The sequence below is a fragment of the Alcanivorax hongdengensis A-11-3 genome (assembly GCF_000300995.1).
In the GTDB taxonomy this organism is placed as follows: Bacteria; Pseudomonadota; Gammaproteobacteria; order Pseudomonadales; family Alcanivoracaceae; genus Alcanivorax; species Alcanivorax hongdengensis.
Genome location: NZ_AMRJ01000002.1, coordinates 301,612 through 312,677, shown reverse-complemented (window position 1 = coordinate 312,677; position 11,066 = coordinate 301,612). Strand labels below are relative to the sequence as shown.

The 11,066-nt window shown below is 61.2% G+C and carries 10 protein-coding genes; 4 read left to right on the top strand and 6 right to left on the bottom strand.

The window, feature by feature from the left end:
• Positions 1 to 69 precede the first annotated feature (69 nt).
• The 3 genes from ppa to A11A3_RS03120 form a co-directional block, all read right to left on the bottom strand.
• Positions 70 to 603 (bottom strand): inorganic diphosphatase, encoded by a 534-nt coding sequence (ppa, locus tag A11A3_RS03130; protein WP_008927812.1) that lies wholly within the window; start codon positions 601 to 603, stop codon positions 70 to 72.
• 151 nt (positions 604 to 754) lie between these two features.
• On the bottom strand, positions 755 to 1,132 hold the full coding sequence (locus tag A11A3_RS03125; protein ID WP_008927811.1) for a rhodanese-like domain-containing protein: 378 nt from the start codon (positions 1,130 to 1,132) through the stop codon (positions 755 to 757).
• On the bottom strand, positions 1,129 to 1,311 hold the full coding sequence (locus A11A3_RS03120) for a hypothetical protein (protein WP_008927810.1): 183 nt from the start codon (positions 1,309 to 1,311) through the stop codon (positions 1,129 to 1,131). Before A11A3_RS03120 ends, A11A3_RS03125 begins: the two co-directional genes overlap by 4 nt.
• A 191-nt stretch (positions 1,312 to 1,502) precedes the next feature.
• On the opposite strand from A11A3_RS03120, the gene A11A3_RS03115 reads away from it, so the two are divergent.
• Positions 1,503 to 1,994 (top strand): DUF4282 domain-containing protein, encoded by a 492-nt coding sequence (locus A11A3_RS03115; RefSeq protein WP_008927809.1) that lies wholly within the window; start codon positions 1,503 to 1,505, stop codon positions 1,992 to 1,994.
• 279 nt (positions 1,995 to 2,273) lie between these two features.
• Here the strand turns inward: A11A3_RS03115 and A11A3_RS03110 are convergent, their stop codons facing one another.
• Positions 2,274 to 3,536 carry a 6-phosphofructokinase gene (locus A11A3_RS03110; protein WP_008927808.1) on the bottom strand — a complete coding sequence of 421 codons (1,263 nt, stop codon included), beginning with the start codon at positions 3,534 to 3,536 and terminating at the stop codon, positions 2,274 to 2,276.
• Positions 3,537 to 3,667: 131 nt separating this feature from the next.
• On the opposite strand from A11A3_RS03110, the gene A11A3_RS03105 reads away from it, so the two are divergent.
• Positions 3,668 to 4,192 carry a hypothetical protein gene (locus A11A3_RS03105; RefSeq protein ID WP_040296622.1) on the top strand — a complete coding sequence of 175 codons (525 nt, stop codon included), beginning with the start codon at positions 3,668 to 3,670 and terminating at the stop codon, positions 4,190 to 4,192.
• 48 nt (positions 4,193 to 4,240) lie between these two features.
• Here A11A3_RS03105 and A11A3_RS03100 read toward each other — a convergent pair whose 3' ends face one another.
• Positions 4,241 to 5,152 (bottom strand): response regulator transcription factor, encoded by a 912-nt coding sequence (locus A11A3_RS03100; RefSeq protein ID WP_008927806.1) that lies wholly within the window; start codon positions 5,150 to 5,152, stop codon positions 4,241 to 4,243.
• Entirely contained in the window at positions 5,149 to 8,490 is a 3,342-nt protein-coding gene (locus tag A11A3_RS03095; protein WP_008927805.1) for a hybrid sensor histidine kinase/response regulator, read from the bottom strand. The genes A11A3_RS03100 and A11A3_RS03095 overlap by 4 nt, the downstream gene beginning before the upstream one ends.
• A 283-nt stretch (positions 8,491 to 8,773) precedes the next feature.
• Between A11A3_RS03095 and urtA the strand changes: the two genes are divergently transcribed.
• Positions 8,774 to 10,009: an urea ABC transporter substrate-binding protein gene (urtA, locus tag A11A3_RS03090; protein ID WP_008927804.1), complete on the top strand. Its 1,236-nt coding sequence runs from the start codon at positions 8,774 to 8,776 to the stop codon at positions 10,007 to 10,009.
• A gap of 126 nt (positions 10,010 to 10,135) precedes the next feature.
• Entirely contained in the window at positions 10,136 to 11,059 is a 924-nt protein-coding gene (gene urtB / locus A11A3_RS03085) for an urea ABC transporter permease subunit UrtB (RefSeq protein WP_008927803.1), read from the top strand.
• Positions 11,060 to 11,066: the final 7 nt, after the last annotated feature.

Below are 11,066 nucleotides of genomic sequence, written 5' to 3'. Positions count from 1 at the left end.
TATGACCGCCCCAAACTGTGGGACAGCAGTGGCTTAAAGCCGGCTTTTTTGTGTTTCATCTGGCGTGGTTTACTTGGCGTTATTGAACGCTTCCACGGACTTGATGATTTCGGCCTTGGCGGCGTCGGCGCCATCCCAGCCATCGACCTTCACCCACTTGCCGGCTTCCAGGTCCTTGTAGTTCTCGAAGAAGTGCTTGATCTGGGCCAGCAGCAGCTCGGGCAGATCATTGATGTCCTTGACGTTGTCGTACAGCTTGGTGAGTTTGGTGTGCGGTACGGCAACCAGCTTGGCATCTTTGCCGGCTTCGTCGGTCATGTTCAGGATGCCCACCGGGCGGCAGCGGATCACGGAGCCGGGAACCACCGGGTAGGGGGTCACAACCAGCACGTCCAGCGGATCGCCATCTTCGGACAGGGTGTTGGGGATGTAGCCGTAGTTGGCCGGGTAGAACATGGGGGTTGCCATGAAGCGGTCCACGAATACCGCGTTGCTGTCTTTGTCGATCTCGTACTTGATCGGGTCAGCGTTGGCCGGGATTTCGATGGCCACGTAGATATCTTCGGGGAGGTCTTTCCCGGCGGGAACCTTAGCAAAATCCATGATCTGTCCTTCTCAACAGGGTTGGTGGTGGGCGCGGATTATAGCAATGGCGGGGCCCGGCGGCTAATGGCAAGCCACCGGGGGCGGGAAAAATACGGAATAAGCTTATAGCCTGGCGGTAGCCGTCAGGCCATATATTCAAAAAATAGCGCTACTTGGTGACCGGTTTGCCGGCAGCCTGCCAGGCCTGGAAGCTGCCATCCAGGACCTCCACCTTCTTGAAACCCGCCTCTTCCAGCTCGGCGGCGGCCTTGGCAGCGCGTGCCCCGGAGCGACAATAGACCACAATGGGTTCTTTCTTGTGGGCCTTCAGCATTTCCAGGTTGGCGCCGATCTGGGACTGGGGAATCATGATGGCACCGGGGATATGACCGGCAAGAAATTCGTCTTCATTACGAACATCGATGACCACCGGTCCCTGTTTCTGGGCCATTTTGCCGGCCAGGTCATCGACACTGATGGTGTCAGCGGCCCAGGCCATGCTGGCCAGGCCGGTCAGTAGCGTAGCAATCAGAACCAAGCGTTTCATAAGGGTGACTCCTGTCTGTTTTCCCATTCCTGAAGCTCTTCCCACAGTTTATCCGCATCGCGCACCATACTGGCAACCGAGGGCTTGGCCGTGGGGTTGGCAAAGCTGGCGGCCAGCGCCCGGCTGGCACACTCATAAACAAACGCTTTTCTGGACAGATCGGCAAGGGGGTCGCTCACGATAGGGCCTCTTTTTTTCGTTTTGTCTGACGCTATCACTGTCTTTGCCCGGGTGACAGGGCAAAGCATGACACCGGCGTTCACAAAAAGGCCATTGTTGTTTGCGCCCGGCTTTGCGTAGATAGGCATAGGGAAACAGCATGTTCCCTTCGACGGTTAATGACCCTGGATAATGACTCTGGATTGTTGCAATGGATGAGCAAAAGAAAGCCCGCGTGAAACTGCTTGAAGACCTGGCGGACTGGCGGTTTGACCGTTACCTGACCATGCAGCTGCTGCCCTGGTTCTACCTGATCCTGGTGATGGCCGCCACCTTGCTGACCATCATTATCGTGGTCAGCTTCTTTCAGGTATCCATGCTGGCGGGCATCACCGCGTTACTGGCAGCACCTTTCGGCCTGCTGGTGGCAGTGGCGGTGGTCCGTGCGGCCCTGGAATATCTGGTCATGGCCCATCGCATCATGAATATCATCGAGCGCATGGATGCCCTGCCGGATCAGGTCAGTGGTGTCTCCACCCGGGTGGAGGGCATCTCCGACCATGTGGATCATCTGGTGGAGCGGGTAGAACGAATGGAGGGCACGCTGACGTTACTGCGCCCGCTGCTGGAATCCACCAACTTGCCCAAACGACTGATCAACTCCCTGCGTGGCAAACCGGAGAATGGCAAGCCCGGCGAGTGACACAGGCAGGCATAAAAAAGCCCCGCGCTGGCGGTAATGCTGTTCACTTTAGATGTTAAGCCCCTCTCCCCTTGCGGGAGAGGGGTTGGGGAGAGGGGGGGCGTGACAGCCAGATCAATGGTAAGTCACTGAAGTTCGCCCCGACCCTCTCCCTGTCCCTCTCCCACAAGGGGAGAGGGAACCTACCTGAAAGGGTTCAGCCAGATTTGCACCGCTTAAGTGAACGGCATTACCGCTCTGGCGGGGCTTTTTTGTCACAGGCGGTCAGCCCGGTCGAGCTTATACCTCGAAGGCGTCGTTGAGCTTGCGCGCCACGGCCACCAGCTTGAGCTTGGCAAACTGGGGCAGACCATTCTTGTAGGGCGGGTAGGATTCGCCGCCGATCAGCGGTTCCAGATAGGCGCGCCCGGACGGGGTAATGCCGAAGCCATCCTTGCTGATGAACTTGCGCGGCATTTTCTTTTCCACGTTGGCCACCTTGCTCAGCGGCGCTTCGCCGATGGTCCAGCTGTATTTCTTGGTGTCCTTGCGCACCACCGTGGGCATCACGGCGTTTTTGCCGGCCACCGCGAACTCCACCGCCGCACGGCCCACCGCGTAGGCCTGCTCCACGTCCGTGGCGGAGGCAATGTGACGGGCCGCGCGCTGCAGGTAGTCGCTGACCGCCCAGTGATACTTGTAACCCAGCTCGTCCTTGACCATCTGCGCAATGACCGGCGCCACGCCGCCCAGCTGTTTGTGGCCGAAGGCATCGGTGTTGCCGGCGTCGGCCAGGAAGGTGCCGTCTTCATAACGGGCGCCCTCGGAGACCACGATCACGCAGTAACCGCTCTTCTTCACGGTGGCTTCCACCTTCTTCATGAAGGCGGCCTTGTCGAAGGCAATTTCCGGGAACAGGATCAGGTGCGGGGCATCGTCGTTATCTTCCTTGGCCAGGCCCGCGGCGGCGGCGATCCAGCCGGCGTGGCGGCCCATCACTTCCATGACAAACACCTTGGTGGAGGTGGCGCACATGCTGGCCACGTCCAGGGCCGCTTCACGACAGCTTACCGCCGTATACTTGGCCACGGAGCCGAAGCCCGGGCTGACGTCGGTGAAGGGCAGGTCGTTATCCACGGTCTTGGGCACATGAATGGCCTGGATCGGGTAGCCCATCTTCTCGGACAGCTGGGACACCTTCAGACAGGTATCGGCGGAGTCACCACCGCCGTTGTAGAAGAAGTAGCCGATGTTGTGGGCCTTGAAGACCTCGATCAGGCGCTCGTATTCGCGCTGGGAGGTCTTCAGATCCTTGAGCTTGTAGCGGCAGGAGCCGAAGGCGCCGCCGGGGGTGTGCTTGAGGGCCTCGATGGCACTTTTGCTTTCTTTGCTGGTGTCGATCAGCTCTTCCTTGAGGGCTCCAATGATACCGTTACGGCCGGCGTAGACCTTGCCGATCACGTCCTTGTTTTCACGGGCGGCTTCGATGACGCCGGCGGCGGAAGCATTGATGACGGCGGTAACCCCACCGGACTGAGCGTAGAAAGCGTTTTTACGCGCCATAACAGACCCCTTGATTCGATTTGCGCGCATTCTAACGGAGGATGATGGGCTTTTCATGACTTTCCATCCGATTGGGCGCCGGCCGTGGTGCTTTCCCTCCGGCTCTGGAAGAATAGGCCGCCGGAGGCACTATGACTGCACTATTAACTCATTTCTGGCGACTCTGCACTTTCCGCTCCGGTCCCGAGCAGAGTCCCTATTCCCCACCGTTGCTGGCCGTGGTGCTGGCGGTCTGGTTCGCCTTGCAGCTGGTGGTGGCCAGCCTGCAGACGGCCTTGCCGCTGGCGGTGTTGCTGGCCAGCCAGCTGTTGACCATGACCGTGGTGCTGGCGGGTTGCCGTTTGCTGCTGACCTTCAAGGCGTTGCAGAGCCGCTGGTGGCAGGCAGCCCTGTCGCTGGTGGGCGTGGATATCATGTTGACCCTGGCCAGCCTGCCGCTGTTGCTGATCAACCTGGGCGCCAGTGAGCGCCTGCCGCTGATCGATGGCATCTACCTGCTGCTGGTGAGCTGGCAGCTGGCCGCCCACGGTTTCATCTATCACCGCAGCCTCAATGTGAGCCCCTTTCTGGGCCTGGGCATCGCCCTGATGCTGCTGATCGTCAGCTATGCGGCGGTGGTGATGTTGCTGCCCCAGGTGCTGCGCGGCGGCGCCTGAGCCCGTTTCTGGCGGCACTGCGGTTGCGTATGAATCGTGACCAGGCCATTACTGTATCTGGGTCAGATACTGGATCACCATGGCCGCCGCCGCCGTGCGGTTTTCCACCCCCAGCTTGCGAAATATCTGTTCCAGGTGCTTGTTCACCGTGCGCGGGCTGAGCGCCAGAATCTGGGCAATTTCCCGGTTGGTCTTGCCGTGGGCAATCCAGACCAGAACCTGGGCTTCACGCTGGGTCACATGCAGTGCCGAGCGCAGCAGCGCCAGTTCCGCGTCGCTGTCCTGGTGCAGCAGACGAAACAGGTGCTCCTGGGCGCTGCTGCGGCCCAGATAGCGCAGGCCTAGATTGCCGGGCAGGGCACCGAGATTGAGTTGCTGGCCTCGCTCCGGCTGATGCTGTAGCCAGTGGCGGATTTCGCCGGCCAGTTGCTCCAGCAGGGCGGCGCGGTCATCACAGGCCTTGCCCAGCAGTTGTTCCGCCTGGCGGGTGGCCCAGCGCCAGATGCCTGCTTCATCGGTGGAAAAGGTGGCCTGGCCCAGCCGGTCCAGGGCGGTGTGGGCGCTCTGTGTCAGGCGGGCGTTGTTCAGGTGCACGCGGATGCGGGCAATCAGTTCATCCGGGCGTACCGGCTTGGTGACATAGTCCACGCCGCCGGCCTCCAGACCGCGAACCACATCCTCGCTGTCGGTCAGCCCGGTCATGAAAATCACCGGTACCGACGACAGTTCCGGATGGTCCTTGAGGCGGCGGCAGGTCTCGAAGCCGTCCAGGTTGGGCATGATGGCGTCCATCAGAATCAGGTCGGGCACCATCTTTTCGGCGATACCCAGTGCCTGTTCACCCTCCAGCGCCACCAGCGCGGTCAGGCCGGCCCGGTCCAGGGCCTGGTGAATCATGCCCAGCGAATCCGGTGAGTCATCCACCACCAGGATCAGATCTTTGCGCGGGGCCGCGTTCATGACGCTTTCTCCAGTAGCTGTATCAGGGCCTGGAAGTCATAGCGTTCCAGGTTGTCCCGGATGGCCTGGCCGAGCGGTTCGGGCAGGCTGTCGCCCTGCCGGGTCAGGGCATCACGCAGGCCACTGAGGTGGCCGATTTCCGCCAGCGCGAGCAGTTCGTCACGCAGCGCCGGGTCCAGGGCCACGGTGGTGACTGCAATGCGCGGCGGGCGCCGGCTCGGCGGGCTCTGGTGTTGCCAGGTCAGGCCCAGCTGGCGGGCCAGGCTGTCGAGCAGGGCGCCGAACTTGAAGGGCTTGACCAGGTAATCGTCGTAAAGATGTTGTGGCACATCCGCATGCAGTTCCCGGGCATTGGCGGAGAGCATAACGATGGGGCCGGCATGGCCCGCCTCGCGCAGACGGGCGGCGGTCTGCCAGCCGTCCAGGCCCGGCATGCCGATATCCATCAGAATCAGTGACGGCGGTGTCTGTGCCACCAGGGCCAGGGCAGTTTCACCGTCCGGCGCTTCATCCACCTGGAATCCCAGTGGCGTGAGCAGGTCGCTGACCAGGCCGCGGTGAGACGGGTCGTCATCGACCACCAGCAGCGTATGGCGCTGCCCCAGGTAGCCGGTCACCGGCAGCTGTTCGCGGGGCGAGCTGTCCGGACGACTGACACTGGCCAGCATCACGGAGAGGCGGAAGGTGCTGCCTTTGCCCGGTTCGCTGCTGACCTGAATGTCGCCGCCCATGATGTCGGTTAGCAGTTTGGTGATGGTCAGCCCCAGCCCGGTGCCGTGCACCGCCGGTACGCCGGGTTTCCTGACCCGCTCGAAGGGGCGGAAGATACGTTGCAGATCTTCCTCGGCGATGCCCACACCGGTGTCGGCGATGACGAACTCGGCCACCTGGTTACGGTAGCGGAAGGTCAGGGTGACGCTGCCCTCGCGGGTGAACTTGATGGCGTTGGACAACAGGTTGATAAGAATCTGGCGAAGCCGCTTTTCATCGGTGGTGACCCAGCCGGGGAGCGGCCCGCGGCTGTGGAATTCAAAGCGGATGCCCTTGTCTTCGGCCTGCAGCTGGAACATGGCCACCAGTTCGTCGATCAGGGTGCGCACCCGCACTTCGTTGCGATACAACTCCAGCCGGCCGGCCTCGATCTTGGAGATTTCCAGCAACCCCTCGATCAGGTCCGACAGGTGCTCGGTACTGCGGCGAATGGCGCAGACGGCTTCGCGCCGATCCACGGGGATACCCGGGTCGTTTTCCAGTAGCTGGGCGTAGCCGAAGGCGGCATTGAGCGGCGAACGTAGCTCGTGGCTGAGACCAGTCAGATAGCGGCTCTTGGCCTGGTTGGCCGCTTCCGCCTGTTCCTTGGCCTGTTGCAGCATGCGGTCGGTCTTTTCATGGGCCTTGATTTCCTGCATCAGCATGCGGGTCTGGCGGCGGCTTTCTTCCTGGGCCACCACGCGGCTTTCATGGGCCAGTACGAATAACCAGGCCACCACGCCACTGATGATCACCAGGATGGCGAAGACCTTGGCCAGGGTGGCGGCCATCAGATCACGCACCAGTGGTTCCACCGTCGGTAACTGGGAGTAGACCAGTCCCATGAGCCCGGCCATCACCAGAGTGACCAGCGTCAACAGACCGAGGAAGTGTCCCAGGCGCGAGCGCAGCCGGTTGACCAGCGTTGCCGGAAATACCTTGCCCAGCCAGCCCAGCAACTGTTCCTGAACCCGGGCGTTACTCTTGCAGGCATCATTGCAGCGGGCATCCAGGGAACAGCACAGCGAACAGATGGGGCCGTTGTAGGCCGGGCAGAAGGCCATGTCCTCGCCGTCGAAGTGGTGCTCGCAGATGCAGCAGGCCTGGCCGCTCAGGGCGTCGGCCTGGTCCGGGTGGCGCGCAATGTAATAGCGCCCGCCGGTGGCCCAGGCCAGCAGCGGTGCAATCACCATGACGCTGCCCAGTGTCAGGAAAGAAGCCAGGGCATGGGCGCTGTCACCCCACAGGCCGGCGCGGGCCGACAGGCCGATGGTGGTCGCCAGCAGCATGGCGCCGAAGCCCACCGGGTTGAGATCAAACAGGTAGGCGCGCTTGAATTCGATGCCTTTGGGGCTCAGGCCCAGCGGCTTGTTGATCACCAGATCCGCGACCAGGGCACCGATCCAGGCCACTGCCACCACCGCGTAGCTGCCGAGAATCGATTCGAAGGCCCGGTAGATACCGATTTCCATCAGCACCAGGGCGATCATGACATTGAATACCAGCCACACCACCCGGCCCGGATGGCTGTGGGTCAGCCGCGAGAAGAAGTTGGACCAGGCAATGGAGCCGGCATAGGCGTTGGTGACGTTGATCTTGAGTTGGGACAGCACCACGAAGATACCGGCCAGTGCCAGCAGCATGGGTGGGCTGGAGGTGATATGGCTGAAGGCCACCAGGTACATCTGCATGGGTTCATGGGCCTCATTGCTGGGTAGCCCGTGATAGAACGCCAACACTGCCAGAAAGGAGCCGGCCAGAATCTTGAAGGCGCCCATCAGTACCCAGCCCGGGCCGCCGGCCAGCAGGGCCAGCCACCAGCGGGCGCGCTTGCCTGCCTGCGCCTCGGGCATGAAACGCAGAAAATCCACCTGCTCGCCGATCTGGGCTACCAGGGAAAACAGCACGGTGGAGGCGGCGCCGAACATCAGCAGATTGAAACTGCCATCGTGGGGTCCCAGCCCTTCGAAGTGTTGCCAACGGTCCAGGGTGCTGGGGTCCTGGGCCAGAATGAACACAAAGGGGGCCAGCTGAAGCAGCAGCCACAGGGGCTGGGTCCACAGCTGGAAACGGCTGATATAGGTGATGCCGTGGGTGACCAGCGGAATCACCATCAGCGAGCTGACCAGATAGCCCAGCGTTGGCGGCAGGCCGAACACGATCTGCAGGGCCATGGCCATGATGGCCGCTTCCAGGGCGAAAAAGATAAAGGTAAACGAGGCGTATATCAGTGACGTCAGGGTGGAGCCCAGGTAGCCGAAACCGGCGCCGCGGGTGAGCAGATCAATATCCACCCCGTAGCGAGCGGCGTAATAGCTCACCGGCACCCCCAGCATGAAAATGATCAGCGCCACGGCCATCACCGCCGTCACGGTATTGGTAAACCCGTAGTTGAGCGTAATGGTGCCGCCGATGGCCTCCAGAGCCAGAAAGGAGATCCCCCCAAGGGCGGTATGGGCCACCCGACCGGCAGACCAGCGGCGCGCCGATTTGGCGGTAAAGCGCAGCGCAAAGTCTTCCAGTGTCTGGTTGGCCACCCACTGATTGTAATTGCGCCGGACCCGGAAGATCCGTTGCTGTAAGGCCATGTTCATCATCCGCAGGCAGCGGAAATCGCCGCGAGAGTATCCCAAGCACGATTCGTGCCTTTCCCGATGTCGGCGGCGCTTCGCTCGGTAGCGGTGCCTCCTTGATAGCCCCGCCCGCGCCCGAGACTAGCCGGGGGCGGCCAGTGCGGGTATGCGTCAAATGACGTAGTGCTCTGGCGCATTCGCCGAATGGGCCGGTAGGGGGCGTCTTCCCATACTCAATGGCGAGGGACAAAGGGGGCAGTGGGCCCCTCCCAAGCATGTCACTGAATAGGGGATGACGATGAAAGACTCCAAGCGCAAGACACAGTCCACCCGGCGCCGTCTGCTGGCCGGGCTGCTGGCCCTGCCGGCGGCACTGGCGCTGGCCAACCCGGTGTTTGCCGATGACGTGAACACCACTGGCCTGTCGGTCACCGACGACACGGTCACCGTGGGCATTCTGCATTCACTGACCGGCACCATGGCGATCAGTGAAACCGGCTCCGTACAGGCGGAAAAGCTGGCCATCGAGCAGATCAATGCCCAGGGCGGTGTATTGGGACGCCAGATCAAGATCATCCAGGAGGATGGCGCTTCTGACTGGCCGACCTTCGCGGAAAAGTCCCACAAGCTGCTGGAAAAGGACAAGGTTGCCGCCGTCTTCGGTTGCTGGACCTCCGCCTCGCGCAAGGCGGTATTGCCGGTGTTCGAGAAGGATAACGGTCTGCTGTACTACCCGACCTTCTATGAGGGTCTGGAGCAGTCCCATAACGTCTTCTACACCGGCCAGGAAGCCACCCAGCAGATTCTGGCCGGTCTCAACTGGGCCCATGACAAGCTTGGTGCCAAGACCTTCTATCTGGTGGGGTCTGACTACATCTGGCCTCGCACCTCCATGAAGATTGCCCGCAAACACATCGAGAACGTGCTGCACGGCAAGGTAGTGGGCGAGGAATATTACCCGCTGGGCAGCACCCAGTTCGGCTCGCTGATCAACAAGATCAAGCTGAAAAAACCGGACCTGGTGTTCGGTGCCGTGGTGGGCGGTTCCAACGTGGCCTGGTTCAAGCAGCTCAACGCCGCCGGCCTGACCTTCAAGAAGCAGCCCATGCTGACCATATCCGTGACCGAGGATGAAGTGCTCGGTATCGGTGGTGAAAACGTGGAAGGTCTGTACTCCTCCATGAAGTATTTCCAGAGCCTGGATTTGCCGGGTAACAAGGAATTCGTGGCCGCCTTCAAGAAGAAATATGGCGACAAGGCCGTGATTGGTGATGTGACCGAATCCGCCTACCTGGGGCCGTGGTTGTGGAAGCGTGCGGTGGAAGCCGCCGGCAGCTTCGACGTGGACAAGGTGGTGGCCGCATCGCCGGGCATGGAGTGGGACAACTCCCCGCATGGCTACCTGAAAGTGGATGACAACCATCACCTGTGGATGCGCACCCGCATCGGCAAATGGAAAGCCGATGGCCAGGCCGACGTGGTGTGGGAGTCCGACGTGATCAAACCCAACCCCTTCCCGAAAGGGTACCAGTAAGCCGCACGACCCGGGCGCCCGAGTACGGGCGCCCTTCATCACTGCACGTTTTGCGCGATTTTCCGGTAACAAACACAAGCATGGATACAGGCGGTGTCTGTGTCCGGGTCCGAGGGAGGACTGATCATGGGTGGTTATACAGGAGAGGAACTCACCGCAATCTTTCTCATGCAGGGCTTCAGTGGCCTGAGTCTGTTTTGCGTGTTCCTGCTGATGGCCCTGGGGCTGGCCATCATTTTTGGTCAGATGGGCGTGATCAACATGGCCCACGGTGAATTTCTGACCCTGGGGGCCTATATCACGTATCTGGTGTCGTATCTGGCTTCGGATACCTGGCCATTTTTGCTCGATTATTATTTCCCGGTGGCGATTGCACTCGCGTTTTTGGGCACCTTTATTCTCGGTTATCTGGTGGAACGGTTCCTGATACGTTTCCTCTACAACCGCCCGCTGGATACCCTGCTGGCCACCTGGGGCCTGGGGCTGATCCTGCAGCAGATTTTCCGTTCCGTGTTCGGCCCGCGTGAAAAAAGCGTGGTGCTGCCTGACTGGCTGATGGGCTCGTTCCAGGCGTCGGACATGGTCGATATTCCCATTAATGGTGTCATGGTGGTGGCGCTGACCGTGGTAATGACCATCGGGGTGTTCTTCCTGCTTTACCGGTCACGCTGGGGCATCAAGGTAAGGGCCACTACCCAGAACCGGGCCATGGCCAACGCCGCCGGTATCAACACCGAAAAAGTGGACCGCCTGACCTTTGCATTGGGTTGCGGTATTGCCGGTGTCGCCGGTGCTGCCTTTACCACCATTGCCTCCACCGGCCCGACCACCGGCTCGCTGTATATCGTTGATACCTTCCTGGTGGTGGTGTTCGGTGGCGCGGCCAGTCTGCTGGGGACCGTGGCATCCGCCTTCGGCATCGCCCAGTCGCAATCGATTCTTTCCTTCTTCCTGTCCGGGTCCATGGCCAAGGTCATCACACTGATGACGGTGGTCGGCATCCTGATGTTCCGCCCGCAGGGCCTGTTTGCCAGCAAGGTGCGCCGTTAGGGCGCTA

What these genes read in the sequence shown, in the direction of transcription:
- ppa (WP_008927812.1), bottom strand. Translation starts at nt 603, where the DNA reads ATGGATTTTGCTAAGGTTCCCGCCGGGAAAGACCTCCCCGAAGATATC.
- A11A3_RS03125 (WP_008927811.1), bottom strand. Translation starts at nt 1,132, where the DNA reads ATGAAACGCTTGGTTCTGATTGCTACGCTACTGACCGGCCTGGCCAGC.
- A11A3_RS03115 (WP_008927809.1), top strand. Translation starts at nt 1,503, where the DNA reads ATGGATGAGCAAAAGAAAGCCCGCGTGAAACTGCTTGAAGACCTGGCG.
- A11A3_RS03110 (WP_008927808.1), bottom strand. Translation starts at nt 3,536, where the DNA reads ATGGCGCGTAAAAACGCTTTCTACGCTCAGTCCGGTGGGGTTACCGCC.
- A11A3_RS03105 (WP_040296622.1), top strand. Translation starts at nt 3,668, where the DNA reads ATGACTGCACTATTAACTCATTTCTGGCGACTCTGCACTTTCCGCTCC.
- A11A3_RS03100 (WP_008927806.1), bottom strand. Translation starts at nt 5,152, where the DNA reads ATGAACGCGGCCCCGCGCAAAGATCTGATCCTGGTGGTGGATGACTCA.
- A11A3_RS03095 (WP_008927805.1), bottom strand. Translation starts at nt 8,490, where the DNA reads ATGGCCTTACAGCAACGGATCTTCCGGGTCCGGCGCAATTACAATCAG.
- urtA (WP_008927804.1), top strand. Translation starts at nt 8,774, where the DNA reads ATGAAAGACTCCAAGCGCAAGACACAGTCCACCCGGCGCCGTCTGCTG.
- urtB (WP_008927803.1), top strand. Translation starts at nt 10,136, where the DNA reads ATGGGTGGTTATACAGGAGAGGAACTCACCGCAATCTTTCTCATGCAG.